The sequence below is a fragment of the Bradyrhizobium sp. MI1.4 genome, assembly GCF_055811315.1.
Genome location: NZ_JBVVPP010000061.1, coordinates 1 through 20163, shown reverse-complemented (window position 1 = coordinate 20163; position 20163 = coordinate 1). Strand labels below are relative to the sequence as shown.

The window sequence follows — 20163 nt, the reverse complement described above, 5'->3', positions numbered from 1 at the left end:
GTCGCTATCACAACGACCAGATGGTGCCGAATCGCATGCGTCTACAGCGGAAGTTCCGGCTCCCGCCGTGCATTTCTGCGGGCATTCGTGACCGCCGGCGAGGCGGTGGAGCGCACAAAACTCCAGCGGATCGAGGGCGCCTGCCGCGCGTCCTGGCGGATCACGATCTGCGCGGTGCGGCGCGGGCCGTCATTGCCGGCCAGGGATACGCTGTCCTCCAGCTCCACCTTGTCGTCGAGCGCCTCGAAGGTCCAGACGTCGCGATTCGGGAGCACCAGCATGACGCCGCGGGCGTCGGACAGCCGGCTCGCCTTCACCGCCGGGTGCAGATGGAATCGCAGCGCGAAATCGGCATCCGGACCCTTGAAGCGCCCGCCTTGCGGCGGCGACAACGTGTCCTCGCCGTCGATGCGCGCGCCGTCATTGGCGATCATCAGTACGCGGCGGTGGATCGCGCCGAATTTTGTCAGGTAACCGTCATGCGACGTCGTGAGCAGGGTGCCGTTCTGCACGATTTCGCGATAGCTCTCAACCTCGACGGGGCCGCTGGTGACCGGAGCGCCGTGCAAGAGCCGCTTCATAGCCGACATCTCCACGAACTGGCATGACGAGGTGTCGTGATAGGTCAGCGTCGAATGCGCCGCCGTGCCGCGTGCGAACGGCCGCCAATTGTCGCGGCCCGTGGCCGGCATGCCGCAATTGGTGACGATGCGGCTGATGCCGGAGGAGAGTTCGAACGACAGGCAGCCGGCATGGGCGTCGTGGCTGACGCTGGCCGCCGGCGGCGGGCCCGTGTCGATGATCAAAGTGGTCTGGCCGGCATCGAGGCGCTGGAAACCGGTATGCGGCATGTTCGACATCGGCGCGCCGTGGGTGTCGTCATAGGCAAGCAGCGTCGCAAGCAGGTCCGAGGGGGTCGCGCTCATGCCGTTGAACAGCGCGAAATTGCCGTCGCCGTGGCGGAAGAAGCGCAGCATCGGCATCATGCGGTCGATCGCGTTGAGCAGCGCGGGCGGCGGCGCGATGTTGCGCGCGGCAAAGGTCTGCCGCAGCGGCAACAGGTCGATCAAGAGCTCGATCAGCGCGCCCGGGTTGCGCGAGACATGGCCGCCGTCGGGCAGGATCTGCCGCTGCAATTCATCCGAGAGCTTTTTCGAGGTGCTGCGGATGTGACTTGCCTGGTTGGCAAGGCACAACGCCGCATAGCACAGCGCGATCAGCACCTGGAGCTTCGGCACTCCGTCGGGGATGTTGACCATGGTGTAGCGCAGCAAGCGGATTTCGCGCGCCAGCGCGCGCAGATACCGACGATAGAATTTGTTGTCGGTATCGTTCAGCACCAGCGGCGCCTGCGACAGCAGGGAGATCACGCGGCGCGCCAGCACGTCGGCGCGTCGCGCGACGGGACGGCGCTTGCTGGCGGGGTTGCCGATCCAGTCCTCGATCAGCGAGCGCGCATTCGCGCGCGTCAGCGCGGTGTCGGCGGCGCGCAAATGGCGCAGCCAGCCGAAGCCGAGCAGCGCAACTTCCCAATCTTCCGACGGCGGCTCGAGATCGAAGATCGAGCGGCCGTGGCAATTGACGATCTTGCCGGCGAAGACGAAGCGGCCGGCATAGATCTCGGCGGCGCGGGTCGCATCCGCGGTGCGTAGATCATGCGGCGCGATGATCAGCCGGTCGGCGCGGCCGGGCCAAACCCGCGACAGGGCGACGGAACCGCCGCTCGCGCGCGCGAGCATGTTCCGCGCGAAGCGGTTCATCACCAGCGTCGAGATACGTCTGCGTTGAGCGACCGACACGCCTTGCCTTGATGGGGGAGAGGATTCCGACGAATCCTTATTAATCCCAAAATCGGACGGCCGACACCACCTTGAACGACGCGAATCAGTGCCGTGTTTGCAAAATCCAGTGCAAAATCAGGATTTAACGAGCCGGGCCGCGAAAAATCCGTCGAGCCCGCCGAGCTTGGGATCGGCGTTCGGCAGATGGCTGGGCAGGGTGCGCAGATCGCCCTCGGCGGTAATGATCTCGCTGAGCCCAGACACCTCGGACGCATCGATCGGAACCCGGCGAAGACCGGGCTCCGCGGTCAGCAGCGCGGCGACCGCATGCTCGCCCTCTTCAGGTTCCAGCGAACAGGTGCAATAAACTAGCGTCCCACCGGGCTTGAGTAGCGAGACCGATTTTTGCAGCAGCCGCCGCTGGAGCGCGGTCATTGCGGCGATGTCGGATTCCTGCCGGAGCCAGGATACATCGGGGTGGCGGCGGATCGTCCCGGTCGATGTGCAAGGCGCATCAATGAGGATGCCGTCGAAGCCATCGGCAGGGCCGGCCCATTCCGCGGCGTCGGCGACGACGGTCTCGGCCTGCAGCGACAACCGCGTCAGATTCTCGCGCAGCCGTGCCACCCGGGCAGGCGAGCGGTCGATGGCGGTGACGTGCGCGCCGGCCTGCGCCAGTTGCGCGGTCTTGCCGCCGGGAGCGGCGCAGAGATCGGCGATGGATTTGCCCTTGATGTCGCCGAACAGCCGGGCTGGCAACGCAGCGGCGGCGTCCTGCACCCACCATTGTCCTTCGGCGAAGCCGGGAAGCATGGTCACCGCGCCGTGCAGCACCGTGCGCACCGATCCGGTCGGTAGCACTTCGCCATGGAGCCGGCTCGCCCATTGCGCGGCGTCCGACTTCACGGTCAGATCCAGCGACGGATCATGGCTGAGCGCGAGCGCCATGTCCCTTGCGACCGTCTCGCCATAATGCGCGCTCCAGCGCACGACCATCCAGGGCGGCAGGTCCAGCGACTGCGCGGCAACCTCGTCCACCAGCGCCTTGCCCTCGCGGGCGCAGCGGCGCAGCACGGCGTTGACGAGGCCGGCATAGCGCGCGGCGCGCCGGTCGGATTGCACGAGGCGAACGGAGAGATCGACGGCCGCGTGATCGGGCACGTCCATCCAGAGGATCTGGGCGGCGCCGATCAACAGCGCGCTCTGCGCGCGCGGCGCGTCGGAGGGAATGCCCTTGTCGAGCAGGCGGGACAGCACATGGCCGAGCGTGCCGAGCCGGCGCAGCACGGTGGCGACCAGGCGGCGCATCAGCGCGCGGTCGCGGTCGGGGAGCGTCTTCAGTCCGGGATGGGCGCCGCTGCCGTCGAGCTGCTCGTCAAGTGTGCGGTGCTTTTGCAGCACGCCGTCGACGATGTCGGCGGCAATCCGCCGCGCCGCGAGACCGGGCACTTCGGATGGAGGAGCGAAACGTTGAGAAGGCATGCGGAAACAAGGTTCTGAGCAGCGGCAGTTCGCCGTAATGGGCGCATGCCTTGAGAAGGCGATCTCTGGCACGCGAATATGCCAAATGTAAGAATCGCTTCCGGGTTTTTCAGCCCTTTCGGAGCCATTTCAGGAATGCGTTATTGGGCGTCGCGTCGCGGGCCATCCCGCGCTAGAAAGCCGGCGATGAGCGACCAGCCTCCCGTTCCCGACCGCAAGCAGCTTACGCCGGCCGCCCAGCGCGCGCTGGCCGAGGCCGAAGCGCGCCGTCAGGCTGCGGCAGTCGGAACTAAAAACGACGGCCAGGCGGCGCCAAAGGAGTTGCAGGGCCCAAAAGGACCCGAACCGACCCGCTATGGCGATTGGGAGCGCAAGGGCATCGCTTCCGACTTCTGAAGCTTGTCTTTTGAGGCTCGCTTGCCGGACTGCCCGACTCAGCCCTAGCGTGCGCGGATGTCGCGTTTCGATCCAAGCCATCCATATCGGCCTTCATACAGCGGCTCGCCATTTGGTCGCCGGTTCTCAGGGCTGTTGCCGTGGATGTTCGTGGTTGGAATCGTGGTGGCCGTGGTGTTCACGTCCCGGCATGGGATGAACTGGCAGTTCCCTCACGTGACCGACGGTCAATCACGAGACGCCGAGATTGTGCTCCAGCAAGGCGGCCATCCCGATCGTCGCGAGCCGGTCGATGTCGTTCGCACCATTGACGGCGACACCTTTCTCGCACGCGTTCGTCAGCGCGACGGCCGCGATCTCATCGTGCGCGTTCGCCTGCGCGGCATCGACGCACCCGAGATGAAAGCATCCTGCCAGGAGGAACTGGACAAGGCCGAAGCCGCGGCCCGCGCATTGCGCGATCTGCTCGCACAGGGTGGCGTGACGATCACCAACCTCGGTGCCGACAAATATGGTCGCGTTCTCGCCGACGTCGCGACCAAACGCACGACCAATGTCTCGGCGGCGTTGCTCGCGGGCGGTTACGCGCGGAGCTACAATGGCGGCCATCGCGACGGCTGGTGCGCGCGGAGCTGGCGCTTCTGGTGACAAAAAAGCCGCGTCGAACGACGCGGCTATTGCCGTCTCGTCCTGATGCCGGCGATCAGCGCGTCACGACCACCGTCGTGCCGACCGAGACGCGGCTGTAGAGATCGGTGATGTCGTCGTTGAGCATGCGGATGCAGCCATAGGAGACGAAGCCGCCGATCGAGCCCGGCACGTTGGTGCCGTGGATCGCGTATTCACCGCCGGACAGCGTCATCGCCGCGACGCCCATCGGATTGCGGGGCGAGCCGCCCGGGATGACGTCCGGGATGCTGGGCTTGTCGCGCTTCACCTCGGCGGGCGGCGCCCAGGCCGGATTGCGGTACTTGCCGTCGATGCGGGTGGTGCCGGCCCACTGCTTGCCGGACTTGCCGACGCCGACCGGGTAGCGCACGGCGTGGCCGCTATCGAGGACGAGATAGAGCCGACGCTCGTTGGTTTTGACCACGATGGTGCCCGGCGAATAGTCAGCCAGGTTCGTCCCCACCATTTCCGGCCGCGCCTGCGCCGCCGTCAACGTCAAGACCCCAGTCACGACGGTGGCGGCCAGCGCCACAGCAATCCTCATCGACATCGATTTTCCCCTTGCCCCGAACGGACCGTCCAAGATTACGCAAAACCGGCAATCGCCGGCTCGCCAAGTCCTTGTTAGGGGACATTCTTAACCGCGCCTGTTAACCGGATGGTTTCCACGCACGGCCGCCAAGGGCCAGCCAGCAGGGGGAACAAAGGAAATGTTCGAAACAAAGTAAATGACCTGAAAACAACACTTGGCGGGAAAGATGCCCGGGCGCCGGGGCGCGGCCTGACAAGTGCGTGAGGATGCGAACGGCCGTTGTTCGGGGGAGCGCTAACGCGGGGATGCGATCTCGTGTCCCGGACGCGGCGCAGCGCGAAGCGGTGCGACGCAGAGCCGGGATCTAGAAGGCCACAGAGTCTGCCGTTGCATCGGCCCCGACTCTGCAGCGCACCGCGAAGTGCGCGCTACGCTGCGTCCGGGGCACAGGACGATGTGGCTCAGACCGCCTTTTTGTTCTGACGGTTCTTGACGAGGTCGTCGACCACGCCGGGATCGGCCAGGGTCGAGGTGTCGCCCAGGCTGCCCGGTTCGTCCTCGGCGATCTTGCGTAGGATGCGGCGCATGATCTTGCCGGATCGGGTCTTGGGCAGGCCGGGCGAGAACTGGATCTGGTCGGGCGCAGCGATCGGGCCGATCTCCTTGCGCACCCAGGTGACGAGCTCCTTGCGTAGATCCTCGGTTGGCTCGATGCCGGCCATCAGGGTCACATATGCGTAAATGCCCTGACCCTTGATGTCGTGCGGGTAACCGACCACGGCGGCTTCCGAGACCTTCTCATGCGCCACCAGCGCGCTTTCGACTTCGGCGGTACCCATGCGGTGGCCGGAGACGTTGATGACGTCGTCGACGCGGCCGGTGATCCAGTAATAACCGTCCGCATCGCGCCGGCAGCCGTCGCCGGTGAAGTACTTGCCCTTGTAGGTCGAGAAATAAGTCTGCTCGAAGCGGACGTGGTCGCCATAGACCGTGCGCATCTGGCCCGGCCATGACCGCGTCAGGCACAGATTGCCTGATGTCTCGCCGTCCAGCACGTTGCCGTCGGCGTCGACGATCTCAGGCACCACGCCGAAGAACGGCTGCGTCGCCGAGCCCGGCTTGAGCTTCGTGGCGCCGGGCAGCGGCGTGATCAAAATGCCGCCGGTCTCGGTCTGCCACCACGTATCGACGATCGGGCAGCGGTCGTCGCCGACGACGCGGTGATACCACTCCCAGGCTTCCGGATTGATCGGCTCGCCTACCGAGCCGAGCAGGCGCAGGCTGGCGCGCGAGGTCTTTTTCACGGGCGCGTCGCCGCTCTGCATCAGCGCGCGGATCGCGGTCGGCGCGGTGTAGAAGATGTTGACCTTGTGCTTGTCGATGACGTTCCAGAATCGCGAATTATCCGGGTAATTCGGCACGCCTTCGAACATCAGCGTGGTCGCGCCGTTGGCGAGCGGTCCGTACAGAATGTAGCTGTGGCCGGTGACCCAGCCGACGTCGGCGGTGCACCAGTAGATGTCGCCGTCGTGATAGTCGAAGACGTATTGATGCGTCATCGCGGCGAACACGAGATAGCCGGCGGAGGTGTGCAGCACGCCCTTGGGTTGGCCGGTCGAGCCCGAGGTGTAGAGGATGAACAGCGGATCCTCGGCGTGCATGTGCTCGACCGGGCACTCGGTCGTCACCATCTTGGCGGCGTCGTGGTACCAGAGGTCGCGCGAGGGATTCATTTCGACCGCGCCGCCGGTGCGCTTGACCACGACGACCCAGTCGACGCCGTCTGCCTTGGCGAGCGCCGCGTCGACATTGGCCTTCAGCGGCACCTTCTTGCCGCCGCGCAGGCCCTCATCGGCGGTGATGATCACCTTGGACTGGCAGTCGTTGATGCGCTGGGCGAGGCTGTCGGGCGAGAAGCCGGCGAACACCACGGAGTGAATCGCGCCGATCCGCGCGCAGGCCAGCATCGCGTAGGCCGCCTCCGGAATCATCGGCAGGTAGATGGTGACGCGGTCGCCCTTCTTGACGTTCCGGGTACGCAGGATGTTGGCCATCCGGCAGACCTCGTCGTGCAGCTCCTTGTAGGTGATGTGCCGGGATTGTGCGGGATCGTCGCCTTCCCAGATGATCGCGGTCTGGTTGGCACGATTGTGGAGATGCCGGTCGATGCAATTATGGGCGACGTTGAGGACGCCGTCCTCGAACCATTTGATAGAGATGTTGCCGGGCGCGAAGGAGACGTTCTCGATCTTGGTCGGCGCGTGCATCCAGTCGATGCGCTTGGCCTGCTCCGCCCAGAAACCGTTCGGGTCCGAGATCGAGCGGGCGTACATGTCCTTGTACTTGGCCTGGTCGACCCAGGCGCGCTTCGCCCATTCTGCGGGGACGTCGTAGATCTTCTCGGACATGTTTCCCTCCACATACGGCGAGCCGAGCACGGACCACTGGCGAGCCGACTTGATCGTTGAACCGATTATGCGTCGGGCTAACCGGACCCGACAAGGTGCACAAGCTGGACCTTCGGCGAGCAGCCTGCCATGCGGAGGATCAAGCCGTTTCGTGCGACTGTCGCAGTTTTGAAACAGGGCGACGGGCGGCTTTCGGGTCTTCACCCAGATCCTCGGAATGGGCCCGCGCAGAGCGCCATGCATTCAGCAGAGGTATTTAGAAACCGCCTCTCACTGATTCGGGACTCGCAATGCGGTTCGGAACACCCTAAATGGCCAACCCGGGTCCAACCAGACCCCTTGGAACAAAAATCAGAACAGCGGCATTGACCGACAACAGACAGGGCTAAGGCATAAGACTATGATGGATCAGCAGAATCTCGGGACGATACGGCCCGCTTCAGCCGATCCTGCAGCCATTGCGCTGGCCAAAGCCCTCGGACAATGGCCGAAACCGCTCGGTTCCGGCCGTCCCAGCCCGAAGAAAGTGTTCGACGCGGCGCCAGCAGCGACGGTCGAGGCCCTCGCCAAGGAACTGGGCCTGCGGCTCGGCGACCAGAACGAGCTGACCATCCGCCGCGTCAGGCGCGGCAAGGGCTATTCGTTCGTGCGGCCTAACGGCGTCCACATCCGCGATGCCCGCACCATTCGGCGGCTGCATTCGATGGCGGTGCCGCCGGCCTATCGCGAGGTGCGCTACTCGGCCGATCCGAGCACGCATCTCCAGGCAGTGGGACGCGATGCCGCGGGCCGGCTGCAATATCGCTATCACGCCGATTGGGAGAAGGTCCGCGAGCAACGCAAGGCGCATCGCCTGGAAAAGCTCGTCGGCGCGCTGCCCAAGATCCGGCGCAAGGTCTCGGCGTTCCTGTCGGGCGACGAGCCGACCCGCGAGTTCGCGCTCTCCGCCGTCATCGAATTGATCGCGCGCACCGCGATCCGCCCCGGCAACGAATCCTATGCCCGTCTCAACGGCACCCGCGGCGCCACCACGCTGCTGAAGTCCAACGTCTCGCTGGAAGACGACAGCTTCGTGCTGACCTTCAAGGCGAAGGGCGGCAAGGCGGTGCGCAAGGAATGCGACGCGGCCAAGCTCGTGCGCGCCATCGGGATCTTGCAGGGCGTTCCCGGCAAGCGCATGTTCCAGTATCGCGATCCCTATGGCATCGTGCGCGCGGTCAGCACCACGCAGGTGAACGCGTTTCTGCGCGAGATCGCCGGCATCAAGATCTCGCTGAAGGATTTCCGCACGCTGATGGCCTCTGCCGTCGTCGTGGAATCGCTGTCGCGGATCACGCCGGCGACCAGCCAGCGCGGCCGCAAGAAGCAGGTGCTGGAGGCGATCCGCGGCGCTGCCGACCAGCTCTCCAACACGCCGGCGATCTGCCGCAAGAGCTATGTTCACGATACCATCGTCACCGCGTTCGAGGACGGCATCCTGGAACGCTTCGCCGCGACCATGAAGGGCCAGCGCTCGCAGGCCAGGCGCGAGCAGCTTTTGCAGCAGGTGGTGGCGACCGCGGCGGTCTGACCTCGGCGTCGTTACGCCTTGTTGGAAACGCCGTTGTCGGGACCGGGATCGCCGCCCGCGGCTGCCGCCGTGAGCCGTCCCAGATAGTGCGCCCATCCCGTCGCGTGGGCGGCCGCCTGTTCCTCGGTCGGCAGCCCGCTATGGGTCATGCGCAGCAATGTGCCGCCGTCGCGTTCGATCAGGTCGATCTCGATCAGGCTTGAGCCGGGCGGCACTTCCTGGCCGCCCTCCCATCCAAACGTGTAGGCGAGCCGATGCACCGGCACGACTTCGCGGAATGCGCCGCGGGCAACGCCGCCGCGGGGGCCGATGCCTTTGAGCAGATACAGCCCGCCGGGATGTGGCTCCGTGGTCGCGTCGGAACCCATCCAGCTCAAAATCTTCTCGGGGTCGGTCAGGTAGGCGAAAACGGTGGCGCGTGGGGCCGCGATCTGGGTCTCGCGTCGCACTATGAACGGTTCGGTCATCGACGATCACCCCTGGGCTGACACTGGGACATGGCGGCGCTCGAGCGGCCCGTCAAGGATTGCCCGTGACAAAGACCGCCTGCCTTCGTCATGATCGGGCCATGCACCTCTCGCCGACACTCGCCTGGCTTGTCGATGCCGCCGCCGATAGCGCCGGCGCCGACCGCCTGCTCGCGGACCTTGGCGCACATCTGGTCGCCGATGGCGTGCCGCTTGCGGCGGGCAGCCTGACGCTGGAGGTGCCACATCCGCTGATCGCGAAACGGACCTGGTTGTGGCGCGCGGAGAACGGCCGGGTGATCGAAGCGCTCGGCTTCGCACCAGGCGGCCTCGCGCCCGACCCGCCCAACGATGCCGGCCGCCGCTGGCTGCGCGACATCGCGGAGGGTGAAGTGCACGAAGATTTGGTCGGACGGCCCGACGGGCCGTTGCTCGGCTGGATCGGGCCGCGTCCGTTCACCGCGGACGAGACCGAGCAATTGCGCCAGGCCGCGCGCTTTGCCGCTACACCCCTTGCCGTACTTGCCGCGCGTGCAACGTTGCGCGCGACGCTGGATGCCTATCTCGGCAAGCGCAGTGCGGAGCGGGTGCTGGCGGCACCCCTGCGGCGCGACCTCGGCGAGACCATACAGGCCGCGCTGCTCTATGCCGATTTGCGCAACTTCACGCTCCTATCGGAAACCAATCCGCCTGCCGAGGTCATCGCGGCGCTCGATGCCTGGTTCGATCGCATCGCCGGCGCGGTCCACGCCTTCGGCGGCGAGGTGCTGAAATTCATCGGCGACGGTGTGCTCGCGATCTTTCCGGTGGTCGGGCCGTCACCGCGCCAAGCGTCCGATGCAACTCTGCGTGCCGCGCGCGCAGCCGAAGCCGGGATGGTGTATCTCAACGCGGAGCGCCGTGCTCAAGGTCTGCCGCCGCTCGCGTTCGGCGCGGCGCTGCATCTCGGCGAGATGCTATGGGGTAATATCGGTGCCGCCAATCGGCTGGATTTCACCGCGATCGGTCCCGCCGTCAATCTCGCCAGCCGGCTCGAAGGATTGTGCAAGCCGTTCGGCAGAACCGTGCTGGTGTCGGGCGCGCTCGCCGCCGAGACCGACATGCCTCTGATCGCGCTCGGATCGCATTCGCTGCGGGGCATCGCCTCGCCATGCGAGGTGTTTGCGCTGCCGGAGACGCAAGCTCCGACATCGTAGCCCGGATGAGCGTAGCGACATGCGGGATCGCAGCAGTAGTCCGGGATATTGCTTCGCTCATCCGGGCTACAGCACCTAAGCCTACATCCCGCCCATCTTGCAGACGAGCTTCCATTCCTCGGCCGTCACCGGCTGCACCGAAAGGCGCGAATATTTCACCAGCGCCATGTCGGCGAGTTTCTTCTCGGCCTTGATCGCGGCCATCGTCACCGGAATCTTCAACGGCTTGTCGGCCTTGATGTCGACGCAGACGAATTTCTCGGTCTTGTCGGTCGGATCGGGGTAGGCTTCCTTGATAATCTCCGCGATGCCGACGATCTCCTTGCCCTCGTTGGAATGATAGAAGAACGCCTTGTCGCCCTTCTTCATGGCGACGAGGTTCTGGCGCGCGGTGTAATTGCGCACGCCGGTCCAGGCTTCGCCCTTGGCGCCTTTCGCCACCTGCTGGTCCCAGGACCACACCGATGGTTCGGATTTCACCAGCCAGTACGCCATGTTCATTCCTCCGCCTTGAAAGGTCGCGTCATGAGCCCCGAGATCGCGGCGTCGATCGTGCTTCTGCCGGTCAGGATCGATGCGACGGCTTCCGATACTGGCATTTCGATGTTTTGCGAAGCCGCGAGCTCGATCAGTACCGGCGCGGTGAATTCGCCTTCGGCAAGCTTGCCGGCGGGCGGCTGCTCGCTGCGGCCAAGCGACAGGCCGAGCGCAAAATTGCGCGATTGTGGGCTCGAGCAGGTCAGGATCAGATCGCCGAGGCCAGACAAGCCCGTGAGTGTTTCGCTGCGTGCGCCGAGCGCGCGGCCGAGGCGTGTCAGCTCGGCAAAGGCGCGGGTGGTAAGTGCGGCCTGGGCGGAAGCGCCGAGCTTGCGCCCGACCGCGATGCCGACCGCGATCGCCAGCACGTTCTTGGCGGCGCCGCCGATCTCGACGCCGCGGACATCGGTGGAGTGATAGGGCCGGAACGTCGGCGAGCCCAGCGCCTGCACCAGGTGGCTCGCCAAGGCGTCGTCCTTTGCGGCCAGCGTCACCGCCGTCGGCAGGCCACGCGCGACATCGTCGGCAAAGCTCGGGCCCGACAGGATCGCCGGCTGCGCGTGAGGCGCGGCCTCGGCGATCACGTCGGTCATGAATTTATGGGTGCCGTGCTCGATGCCCTTGGCGCAGGCAATGATCGGCACCGGCTTTTCCAGGTGCGAGGCGAGCATGTTGACAGCACCGCGCAGATGCTGCGCGGGCACTGCGATCAGCAGCATGTCCGCGCGTGCGGCGAGGGCCAGGTCGCTCGTGACGATGATCTCCGGCGCAAGCCGCACGCCCGGCAGCCGCGGATTGTCGCGGCTCGATGCGATTCGCGTCGCGTGCTCGGAATTGCGCGCACACAGCGTCACGTTCCGTCCGGCCCGCGCCGCCACCATCGCCAGCGCCGTGCCCCAGGCGCCCGCGCCGATCACCGCGACAGATCGGAACGCTGTCATTGCTAGAATCCCGCGCGTGTCTTGCCGTATCCGGCCGGTGCCGTCGCGTTCGCATCGAGCAGCCAGCGCGCGCGAGGCTGTGCTTCCATCGTGTCGGTCATGCCGAGCGCGAGACGTTCCGCGCCGGCCCAGGCGATCATTGCACCATTGTCGGTGCAGAGCGCCGGCGGCGGCATGATCAATTGTGTTCCGGCTTTCCTCCCAACGTCATGCAGCGCGCCGCGGATCGCCTGATTGGCGGCGACACCGCCGGCCGCCACCAGCGCACGCGGTGCACCGAACTGCTCGCGGAAGAGTTTCAGGCCGACGCTCAGCCGGTCGGCGGTGGAGTCGAGCACGGCGGCCTGGAAGCTCGCGCAGAGATCGTTGACGTCCTGCGGTGTGATCTCGGCCAACCGGCTTGCTTCGTTGCGCACCGCTGTCTTCAATCCCGAGAGTGAGAAGTTGGCGTCGGGGCGTCCCTGCAGCGGCCGCGGAAACGCAAATCGCGCGGCATCGCCGTTGGCTGCCGCGCGCTCGACCTGCGGGCCGCCCGGATAGGGCAGCCCCAGCATCTTCGCCACCTTGTCGAAGGCTTCGCCGATCGCATCGTCGACGGTGGTGCCGAGCCGCACATACTGTCCGACGCCGGTGACGGCAACGATCTGGGTATGGCCGCCCGAGGCGAGAAACAGGCAATAGGGAAATTCGAGTGCGTCGGTCAGGCGCGGTGTCAGCGCATGCGCTTCCAGATGGTTCACCGCGACCAGCGGCGTGTCGTGCACCATCGCGATCGCCTTCGCGGTGGTGAGCCCGACGATGACGCCGCCGATCAGTCCCGGGCCCGCGGCGGCCGCGACACCGTCGAGTTGGGCGAAGTCGATGCCGGCCTCAGTCATGGCGCGGTCGATGATGCCGTCGAGCAGGTCGACATGGGCGCGGGCCGCGATCTCCGGGACCACGCCGCCGAAACGGGCATGCTCCTCGACCTGCGACCACACGATATTGGACAGGATCTTGCCGCTGCCGTCAGGCGCACGCGCGATCACCGCCGCGGCGGTTTCGTCGCAGGTGGTTTCGATGCCCAGTACCAGCATTGGCGAATTGTTATCCAATTTGCGCCCTTCCCGCCCCTTGCGCTCATCCGCAAAGCAGAGTTCTGGTACGTCCGGTAGCATTCCGGGGTCGGCCAACGCAATCGTCACGCGCTGCCGTTCCTCGTGAAAGCGCCACCGCCACGTGGTTCGGGAACACAAGCGATGTCCATTCTTGTCACACGGCCGCATCCCGACAATGAGGCGACGTCGGAAAATCTGCGGGCACGGGGTCATGTGGTGCTGCTCGCGCCGGTGCTCAAGTTCGAGCCGGTCGCCTTCCATGGCGAGAGTGAAACGAGCTACAGCGCCGTCATTGTCACATCGGCCAATGCGATTCGTGGCGTCGCATCGCAATTACCGGACCTTGGTCTCCTGGAGCTGCCGCTGTTTGCCGTCGGCGAGCACACCGCCGCCGCCGGGCGCGATGCCGGTTTTGCCGAGGTGATCGTCGCCGGTGGCGATGCCGCTGCCCTGCGCGACAAGGTGATGCAGAGCGCGCGCGACAAGCGGCTGAAGAAAAAGAGCACGTTGCTCTATCTCGCGGGCGCGGATCTGTCGCGCGACCTCGGCGGGGAGCTGGGCGCCGAAGGCTTCAACGTCATCACGCAGACGACCTATCGAATGGCGCCGGTCAAGCTGTTGCCGCGCGATGTCTGTGAGGGCTTTGCCGCCCATGGGATCGAGGCGGTGCTGCACTACTCCCGGCGCAGCGCGCGGGCTTTCCTGGAGGCCGCGCGGGCGGAAGGTGTCGAAATCTCGGCTCTGGCGATCCCGCAATGCTGCCTTTCCGAGACGGTCGCAGGCGTACTGCGCGAGGCCGGTGCCTCGCAGGTTCTGGTGGCGGCGACGCCGGACGAAAATGCCTTATTTGACACCTTGGAGCGTGCTTTGCGTACCCGTTTGGCGTAAGAGGTCGGGCCGAATCCGACGCAATCGGGTCCGTTCGTTCAGGGCAGGTAAGTGTGAGGAACCGTCACGATGGCCGACGACAAGCCTGAAGACGCAGGATTGGCTCCCGAGTCCGGCCGCGCCAAGCGCATCCCGCCCACCATCGACCTCGAGGCGACGGAAGTCTCGACTCAGCCGCAGCAGGTGACGGGCGAGCCTGAGGCTGGGGCAGCGACCGAACAGGCCGCGCATGAGCAAGCCAAATCTGAAGAGGGCAAGTCTCAAGAGGAAAAGTCTCAAGAGGTAAGGTCCGAAGAAGCTATTGCCGCGCCGCAGCCCGAACCTGCCGAAGAAGAGTCTTCCGTTGCGTCCGCGTCGGTATCGCCGTCGATTTCACCCTGGGTTATCGCTCCGTTCTCCGGCGCCGTCGCAGCCGCAATCGTGATCGCGGTCGGCTGGATGCTGGGCTGGCCTGCCGTGCAGGCGCCGCCGGCTGCTCCGCAAGTGACGGGCGCAACCGTCGAGGCGCTGAGCGGGCGCGTGGCCGCGGTCGAAGCCAAGACGGGCAAGCCGGCCGCCGATCCGGCCATGGTGGCGCGGATCGATGCGCTGGAGAAATCCGCAACGAGCCTGCGCAGCGAGATCGCCAATCTGCGCGCACAATCCGACAAGACTGCCAGCGCCCTAAACGACGCGACATCGGCGCCGCGCGCTGCCGCGCCCGATCTTGCCGCTCTCAACGACCGCCTCGCTCAGCTCGAACGTGCCAGCAAGACCGAACGTGCGGAACTCGCACAGCAAAGCGAGAAGATCGCCGACGCGAAAACGATGGACGACAAGCCGCTGCGCCATGTGGTGGCGGCGGCCCTGCTCGACGTCGCCGTTCGCCATGGCGATGCCTACGAGTCGCAGCTCGCCGCCGCGCGGTCGCTGGCAGCAAAGCCGGAGATGCTGAAGCCGCTCGACACCTTTGCGTCGTCAGGCATTCCGACGCCGGTCGCCTTGAGTCGCGAGCTCCTCAACATCGTGCCAAAATTGTCGCCGCCGGCGGAAGCTCCGGCCAGCGGCACCGGAATCGTCGAGCGCCTTCAGGCGGGGGCGTCGAAACTCGTCCGCATCGAGCGTACCGACGGGGTCGGCAACGATCGCGGCGCGATCGTCGCGCGGGTGACGGCGGCTGCGTTGCGCAACGATTTCGTCGAGGCGCGGCGCGAGTTGAAAACGCTGCCCGAGGCCGATCGTGCACCGGCGCAAGCTTGGCTCGACAAGACCGATGCCCGTGACGCCGCGCTCGCCGCGTCACGCAAATTCGCCGACGCCGCCATGGCGGATCTCGTCAAGCCTGGTCAATAAAGGTTCGCGCAACAATCAGCGCGTATAGGGATCGTCATGCTTCGCATCGTCCTCTTCCTCGTTCTGATCGCACTGGCGGCGGCCGGCGCGGCCTGGGTTGCCGATCAGCCCGGCGACCTCGTCCTGACTGCGGGCGCTTTCCGCGCCACAACGACGCTTCCCCGCTTCGTGTTCTTGCTTGGTCTCTTTGCCGCGGCAGTCGTGCTGGTCTGGAGCCTGCTGACGATGGCCTGGCGCGCTCCGGGGCGTCTGCGCCGCCGTCGTCACGAAAAGCGCCATGCTCGCGGCCGCCACGCCATCACCCACGGCCTGCTTGCGATCGGCCATGGCGACACCGCGCTTGCCCGTCGCCACGCCGATACCGCGCGGCGGCTGGCTGCAAACGATCCGCTCGCGCTTCTCTTGCATGCGCAATCGGCGCAGCTCGAGGGCAATCGCGACGAGGCCCAGCGCGTCTTCCGTGCCATGGCCGAGCGCGAGGACACGCGCCTGCTCGGCCTGCGCGGCCTGTTCATCGAGGCGCAGCGCGCCGACGATGCGGTCGGCGCCGTGATGATCGCCGAGGAAGCGATCAAGCTGTCGCCGTCCTCGACCTGGGCCTCGCATGCGGTGCTCGGCTTCCGCTGCGCGCGCGGCGACTGGAGCGGCGCGCTCGCGATCCTCGATTCGAATCTGTCCGCGGGCCTGATCGACAAGCAGGCCTATCGCCGCCAGCGCGGCGTGCTGCTCGCCGCCCGCGCGCTGGAATTGGAAACAATGGACCGCGACGTCGCGCGCGAGAGCGTGATGCAGGCGGTCAAGCTCGCGCCGACCCTGGTTCCGGCCGCAGTGCTCGCTGCAAAATTCGAGAGCGAGGCGCATCAGGTGCGCCGCGCCATGAAGCTGGTGGAAACCGCCTGGCTCGCCAATCCGCATCCTGATCTTGCGGATGCCTATGCGCATGTGAAGCTCGGCGATTCCGCGCGGCAGCGCCTGCAGCGGGTCGAGACGCTTGCGGCCAAGATTTCTGCCGACAAGGCTGGCTATATCGAGGGCCAGCTGGCGATCGCGCGCGCCGCGATCGATGCGTCCGAGTTTGCCCGTGCGCGCGCGGTGCTGGCGCCTTACGTCAACGATCCCACCCAGCGCGTGGCGTTGCTGATGGCCGAGATCGAGCGGACCGAGCATGGTGACGGCGGCCGGGCCCGCGCCTGGACCTTGCGCGCGGTGCGCGCCCGCCATGATCCGGCCTGGACTGCGGACGGTTATGTCAGCGACCGCTGGCGTCCGGTTTCCCCGGTCACCGGCCGTCTTGACGCCTTCCAGTGGCAAACGCCAGTCGCGAGTCTTCCTTCCGACAAAGGCGCCATGATCGAATCCTCGGCCTTCGAGGAAGCGATGCTGGCGGCTCCGCCGCCGAAGCGGGTGACGGCGGCCCCGAGCGAGAGCCCGGTGGAACCGGCTGTCATGGCGCCGGATCCGGTGCCCGCTCCGCAGGACAATTCGCCGCCCCTTGAAGCCCAGGAAATCTTAAAGGAAGCCGTCGAGGAGACCGCCAAAGAAACCGTCAAGGAAGAGCCGGTCGTCACGCCCGCCGAGCCGCTCAAACCGGCCCCTGAGATCGCCGAATCATCGTCCGCGGCGGCAACGCCGGTGTTCCGGACCCGCGCCGACCTCGGCAAACCTGCACAAGCACCTATTCCCGCCGTCATCCCGATCGTCCGCGCCCCGGATGATCCCGGTATCGACGACGAGGGCCCGAGCGATGAATTTACGGAACAAATCGGCACGCCCAAGGACCACGCAAAGGCCCAGGCCGGCGGCTGGCGCGGATTCTGGTCTCGCTGGGGCGGGTGAGCGGCATATGGGAGCCGGCTCCACCTTGCCAATTCGGGCCATGCCCGATATCAGGAGCGCGCGTAACGGGACCGGCCTCGCGCGGGCCCCGGCACGGTTCGCCGCAATAGCTCAGTTGGTAGAGCACGTCATTCGTAATGACGGGGTCGGGGGTTCGAATCCCTCTTGCGGCACCACCCTAAGTCCCTAAAAATGCTGTAGAATCCGTGCGCATCCCCAACGGCGTCGTCTGGGTCTTTTTTAAGCGAGAAGCTCACGAGAATTTGGCTATCGGCTGAAGAGGTGTCGTTCGATCCTGCATGAAGGAGCAGCGTTGGGCAGCAGAGAAAGCAATCCGATGGTTTTCGACGCTCGGCATTGCTTCCCCGCCGCCTTCCAGCGCAAGGGTCAACATAAGAGGTAAACAGCTCACTGGGTCGGAATGAGCCAGGGCCGCTCGATTCGATGCTGCAGAGCCGCTCCGGGCGCGGGCAGAAGATCAGCACGCATTCACACGGCAAGCGGTTGCATACGCAGTGCTGCCCCCGGGCCCGGCCGCAGCCCGCCCGTGTTGATGCGCGGCGTAGACGAAGCGTTTGCTTATCGACGAAGCCCCAGACGCTCCGGACAGAATTCAAATCGAGGGTCTCAAATCTAAGATCAGACCTTCGTCAAGGCGGCTTGATCTCCTCCCTACCCTGGCCGGATTTTCGAACCAGTTTGGCGCTTCCTTTGGTGCACGGAAAGGCCACAGCCCAAGATCGAGATTTCATTCGAGTTCTTACGAGAGGCGATGCTTGGCGCGCGTTATCACCACGCGCCCCTGAGCACCTTTTGACTCATCCGCCTCCTCTTGTCGTACGACTCCTCAGGAAATACGGTGACAACGCTGGTCGACTGAGTTGAGAGCCGAGGCGGCCTGCGCGATGTGGTCTTTATAATTCAGTCGAGTGTCTCCCGACAAACTGGTGAGAGAATAACCCTTCTATCATCAGTCCCCTCAAGCCCCTGACCCTTGGGGGTTTTTATGTTAGGTAGTAGGTGACCTCTTCACCGACCGATTATGATTCAGCATCATTCTCACGTTTCATAACGGGTGGCGAAAGCCGGCGAGTTGCCATGTATGGTCTCGATGCGATGAAGCTCTTCCCTCCCATTGGGAAGGGGGCTGGGGGTAGCCGAAAATGGGTCGCCGGAAAGGGTAGCACAGCAAGCAAGGATCCTTCGCTGAGAGATCCTTGAAGTCCTTGTTTCTGGCTTGCTGCTTAGATCCGCCAGCCGGCCGATGTCTGGTCTTGCGCAGCAAGCGGACGTAATAACGCAGCTTAGGTATGTCGGCTAAGGGGCCACTAGCGGAAATCAGAATGCACTCCCGGCGGCTCTTGATGGTCGTCCGCTGAGCGTCGCCGCCGAAAGGCGCGCCAGCTTCACGTCATACGAGGCAGGACTAGCAATGCATTGCATGCTATATAGATGACGCGGCGTAACGCCCACCTTTTTTACGAGATGGGCGCTCCGCTTAACGATCAGTCTTTCTTGGCTGGAGCGGGCGATGCTGCAAGCATTCGGAGCTTCCATTTATCGTCGACGTTGACGTAGACGCCGGTCCAAATACCCGATGCATCCAGCGCCTCACCTTTGTCGTTCTTGCCGCTGATGTGGAATTTGCCCATTGCAGCCGGGGTATCATTGTCAACCTGCCACACCTCATCGACCGTGGCTTCAAGCTTGTTGAAACCTGCCTTGAAAGCACCGGCATACGCGGTCGCGACGTCGTGCTTTCCCATGGGGTTAATAAAGACGCCGTCCTTGGTGTAGAGCGCCGCAACGCACGCTGCGTCCTGCTTGATGTAGCAACCCTCGTAGGTCTGGGCGATCTTGCTGGCTTCCTGCTTGAAATCATCGGCAAACGCCGAAGCCGTGAACACAAAGGGGATGCACAACGTCAATAAAACGGGACGTTTCATTTCCATTCCCTCCATCGATGATGCGTAATTGCATCGCGACGCCCACCGAGATGGGCGCTGCGTTGCAATCCCGCCCGCAAGACTCATACTCTGACCGGCCGAAAGCTTGATCTAGCTCAATGCTTTCCGTCCCCGAACAGGCCCGCCGCGCTGCCCTCGCGGAACGTGGGTTCAATCCCTTTACGGTGACAAAAGGACTTCCGTAGTTGAGCCGCGGTGCCTCTCGTCTCGGCCTCCCTTTTGGTCTTTTTTGATTCCGATAGGTCCGCAAAGGGTCAGAAGCGGCCCTCGCCCGGGTGCGCGCGGCAGGTCAGCTCTGGGCCAGAAGCGGCCCTCGCCCGGGTGCGCGCGGCAGGTCAGCTCTGGGCCAAGAGGCGACATAGCACTTGGTTTCGAAAGGCCGCCGCCCTCTCCGGATCAATATACGTCAATCAGCTTCAGCCCTGCGACGATCAGCACGCAGCCAAGTGCCTTCAGTATCGTCCCAGGATGCCACTTGATGCCGAACGTCGTTCCGACAATCGCACCTAGACCAGCGGCGATTGCGTAAATCCACAAATCAGACGGCAACGAACGCACTATGGCCACGTTTCCGAGCAGACCGGCAATCGAATTGCAAAAAATGAAGACCGCGGCGACGCCCGAAGCCGTACGTGTATCGGACCATCCGAGAAAAAGCAGAAGCGGAGAAAGGAAGATGCCACCACCGGTTCCGGTTAGGCCGGAGAGAAAGCCAATCCCAATCCCGCAAAGCACCCCCGCCCAAATCGGCGGATCGCGCGGATCGAAGCTCGACTTAAGCTCACGCGGCCACAGCAACCGCGCGCCGCCTAGTAGCAGTACAAGGCCGACCAACGGACGGTAGTATGCGCCCGGCAGATGTACCGAGCCGCCTAGTGCTGCAAATGGTATCGCGCCAACCAAGAATGGCCAGAGCGTGCGCCAACGGAACAGACCAGCGCCCACAAAACGGAATGAAGTGAACGCCGATACTAGAATGTTGAGAGCTAGTCGTCCGTTAAGAAGGCGAATTGAGCGGGGCTGGACCGGCCAGCACGCGGCATAGTCGGACCAGGAACAGGCAC

The 20163-nt window shown here is 65.0% G+C and carries 17 protein-coding genes and 1 tRNA gene; 8 read left to right on the top strand and 10 right to left on the bottom strand.

All coding sequences use genetic code 11. The annotated features are described in order from the left end of the window. Window positions 1-41 precede the first annotated feature (41 nt). Both AC0L23_RS35125 and AC0L23_RS35120 read right to left on the bottom strand, forming a co-directional pair. Window positions 42-1760 (bottom strand): heparinase II/III family protein, encoded by a 1719-nt coding sequence (locus AC0L23_RS35125; protein WP_026233860.1) that lies wholly within the window; start codon window positions 1758-1760, stop codon window positions 42-44. A 156-nt stretch (window positions 1761-1916) separates the two neighbouring features. After that, on the bottom strand, window positions 1917-3263 hold the full coding sequence (locus AC0L23_RS35120) for an RsmB/NOP family class I SAM-dependent RNA methyltransferase (protein WP_473358068.1): 1347 nt from the start codon (window positions 3261-3263) through the stop codon (window positions 1917-1919). A 186-nt stretch (window positions 3264-3449) separates the two neighbouring features. Between AC0L23_RS35120 and AC0L23_RS35115 the strand changes: the two genes are divergently transcribed. Beyond that, a complete protein-coding gene (locus AC0L23_RS35115) occupies window positions 3450-3659 on the top strand; it encodes a DUF1674 domain-containing protein (RefSeq protein ID WP_085359609.1) in 210 nt (69 codons plus the stop codon). A gap of 57 nt (window positions 3660-3716) precedes the next feature. Next, window positions 3717-4307, top strand: coding sequence for a thermonuclease family protein (locus AC0L23_RS35110; RefSeq protein WP_026233862.1), 591 nt, complete (start codon window positions 3717-3719; stop codon window positions 4305-4307). A 55-nt stretch (window positions 4308-4362) separates the two neighbouring features. Here the strand turns inward: AC0L23_RS35110 and AC0L23_RS35105 are convergent, their stop codons facing one another. Both AC0L23_RS35105 and acs read right to left on the bottom strand, forming a co-directional pair. Further along, window positions 4363-4878 carry a L,D-transpeptidase gene (locus AC0L23_RS35105; RefSeq protein ID WP_018459693.1) on the bottom strand — a complete coding sequence of 172 codons (516 nt, stop codon included), beginning with the start codon at window positions 4876-4878 and terminating at the stop codon, window positions 4363-4365. Between the two features lie 443 nt (window positions 4879-5321). Continuing rightward, window positions 5322-7268, bottom strand: a complete 1947-nt coding sequence (gene acs / locus AC0L23_RS35100) for an acetate--CoA ligase (RefSeq protein ID WP_085384754.1) — start codon at window positions 7266-7268, stop codon at window positions 5322-5324. Window positions 7269-7668: 400 nt separating this feature from the next. Between acs and AC0L23_RS35095 the strand changes: the two genes are divergently transcribed. Continuing rightward, entirely contained in the window at window positions 7669-8838 is a 1170-nt protein-coding gene (locus tag AC0L23_RS35095; protein ID WP_085359611.1) for a DNA topoisomerase IB, read from the top strand. Window positions 8839-8849: 11 nt separating this feature from the next. Here the strand turns inward: AC0L23_RS35095 and AC0L23_RS35090 are convergent, their stop codons facing one another. Beyond that, a complete protein-coding gene (locus tag AC0L23_RS35090; protein ID WP_018459696.1) occupies window positions 8850-9305 on the bottom strand; it encodes an SRPBCC family protein in 456 nt (151 codons plus the stop codon). Window positions 9306-9406: 101 nt separating this feature from the next. On the opposite strand from AC0L23_RS35090, the gene AC0L23_RS35085 reads away from it, so the two are divergent. Next, a complete protein-coding gene (locus AC0L23_RS35085; RefSeq protein ID WP_085384731.1) occupies window positions 9407-10501 on the top strand; it encodes an adenylate/guanylate cyclase domain-containing protein in 1095 nt (364 codons plus the stop codon). Window positions 10502-10582: 81 nt separating this feature from the next. Here the strand turns inward: AC0L23_RS35085 and AC0L23_RS35080 are convergent, their stop codons facing one another. The 3 genes from AC0L23_RS35080 to tsaD are packed head-to-tail and all read right to left on the bottom strand — an operon-like array spanning window position 10583 to window position 13055. After that, entirely contained in the window at window positions 10583-10996 is a 414-nt protein-coding gene (locus AC0L23_RS35080; RefSeq protein WP_026233864.1) for an EVE domain-containing protein, read from the bottom strand. 2 nt (window positions 10997-10998) lie between these two features. Further along, on the bottom strand, window positions 10999-11979 hold the full coding sequence (locus tag AC0L23_RS35075) for an NAD(P)H-dependent glycerol-3-phosphate dehydrogenase (RefSeq protein WP_018459699.1): 981 nt from the start codon (window positions 11977-11979) through the stop codon (window positions 10999-11001). Between the two features lie 2 nt (window positions 11980-11981). Continuing rightward, complete coding sequence (gene tsaD / locus AC0L23_RS35070) at window positions 11982-13055, bottom strand: tRNA (adenosine(37)-N6)-threonylcarbamoyltransferase complex transferase subunit TsaD (protein ID WP_085359615.1); 1074 nt, start codon at window positions 13053-13055, stop codon at window positions 11982-11984. Between the two features lie 162 nt (window positions 13056-13217). Here tsaD and AC0L23_RS35065 point away from each other — a divergent pair, with 162 nt between their 5' ends. The 4 genes from AC0L23_RS35065 to AC0L23_RS35050 all read left to right on the top strand — a co-directional run bounded on the left by AC0L23_RS35065 (window position 13218) and on the right by AC0L23_RS35050 (window position 17308). Further along, window positions 13218-13964: a uroporphyrinogen-III synthase gene (locus AC0L23_RS35065; protein ID WP_085359617.1), complete on the top strand. Its 747-nt coding sequence runs from the start codon at window positions 13218-13220 to the stop codon at window positions 13962-13964. A 69-nt stretch (window positions 13965-14033) separates the two neighbouring features. Beyond that, window positions 14034-15296: a COG4223 family protein gene (locus AC0L23_RS35060; protein ID WP_085359619.1), complete on the top strand. Its 1263-nt coding sequence runs from the start codon at window positions 14034-14036 to the stop codon at window positions 15294-15296. Window positions 15297-15332: 36 nt separating this feature from the next. Beyond that, window positions 15333-17132 (top strand): heme biosynthesis HemY N-terminal domain-containing protein, encoded by a 1800-nt coding sequence (locus tag AC0L23_RS35055; protein ID WP_085359621.1) that lies wholly within the window; start codon window positions 15333-15335, stop codon window positions 17130-17132. Window positions 17133-17232: 100 nt separating this feature from the next. Continuing rightward, window positions 17233-17308: transfer RNA gene (locus AC0L23_RS35050), tRNA-Thr, on the top strand. A 1329-nt stretch (window positions 17309-18637) separates the two neighbouring features. On the opposite strand, the gene AC0L23_RS35045 is transcribed toward AC0L23_RS35050, so the two are convergent. Together AC0L23_RS35045 and AC0L23_RS35040 are read right to left on the bottom strand one after the other, a co-directional pair. Next, window positions 18638-19078 (bottom strand): YybH family protein, encoded by a 441-nt coding sequence (locus AC0L23_RS35045; protein ID WP_473358067.1) that lies wholly within the window; start codon window positions 19076-19078, stop codon window positions 18638-18640. Between the two features lie 417 nt (window positions 19079-19495). Next, the coding region (locus tag AC0L23_RS35040) for a sulfite exporter TauE/SafE family protein (RefSeq protein ID WP_473358066.1) at window positions 19496-20163 on the bottom strand (668 nt) is incomplete at its 5' end.

Bases quoted from the DNA above. Each gene is read 5' to 3' on its own strand.
- AC0L23_RS35125 (WP_026233860.1), bottom strand. From the start codon at position 1,760: ATGAACCGCTTCGCGCGGAACATGCTCGCGCGCGCGAGCGGCGGTTCC.
- AC0L23_RS35120 (WP_473358068.1), bottom strand. From the start codon at position 3,263: ATGCCTTCTCAACGTTTCGCTCCTCCATCCGAAGTGCCCGGTCTCGCG.
- AC0L23_RS35115 (WP_085359609.1), top strand. From the start codon at position 3,450: ATGAGCGACCAGCCTCCCGTTCCCGACCGCAAGCAGCTTACGCCGGCC.
- AC0L23_RS35110 (WP_026233862.1), top strand. From the start codon at position 3,717: ATGTCGCGTTTCGATCCAAGCCATCCATATCGGCCTTCATACAGCGGC.
- AC0L23_RS35105 (WP_018459693.1), bottom strand. From the start codon at position 4,878: ATGTCGATGAGGATTGCTGTGGCGCTGGCCGCCACCGTCGTGACTGGG.
- acs (WP_085384754.1), bottom strand. From the start codon at position 7,268: ATGTCCGAGAAGATCTACGACGTCCCCGCAGAATGGGCGAAGCGCGCC.
- AC0L23_RS35095 (WP_085359611.1), top strand. From the start codon at position 7,669: ATGATGGATCAGCAGAATCTCGGGACGATACGGCCCGCTTCAGCCGAT.
- AC0L23_RS35090 (WP_018459696.1), bottom strand. From the start codon at position 9,305: ATGACCGAACCGTTCATAGTGCGACGCGAGACCCAGATCGCGGCCCCA.
- AC0L23_RS35085 (WP_085384731.1), top strand. From the start codon at position 9,407: ATGCACCTCTCGCCGACACTCGCCTGGCTTGTCGATGCCGCCGCCGAT.
- AC0L23_RS35080 (WP_026233864.1), bottom strand. From the start codon at position 10,996: ATGGCGTACTGGCTGGTGAAATCCGAACCATCGGTGTGGTCCTGGGAC.
- AC0L23_RS35075 (WP_018459699.1), bottom strand. From the start codon at position 11,979: ATGACAGCGTTCCGATCTGTCGCGGTGATCGGCGCGGGCGCCTGGGGC.
- tsaD (WP_085359615.1), bottom strand. From the start codon at position 13,055: ATGCTGGTACTGGGCATCGAAACCACCTGCGACGAAACCGCCGCGGCG.
- AC0L23_RS35065 (WP_085359617.1), top strand. From the start codon at position 13,218: ATGTCCATTCTTGTCACACGGCCGCATCCCGACAATGAGGCGACGTCG.
- AC0L23_RS35060 (WP_085359619.1), top strand. From the start codon at position 14,034: ATGGCCGACGACAAGCCTGAAGACGCAGGATTGGCTCCCGAGTCCGGC.
- AC0L23_RS35055 (WP_085359621.1), top strand. From the start codon at position 15,333: ATGCTTCGCATCGTCCTCTTCCTCGTTCTGATCGCACTGGCGGCGGCC.
- AC0L23_RS35045 (WP_473358067.1), bottom strand. From the start codon at position 19,078: ATGAAACGTCCCGTTTTATTGACGTTGTGCATCCCCTTTGTGTTCACG.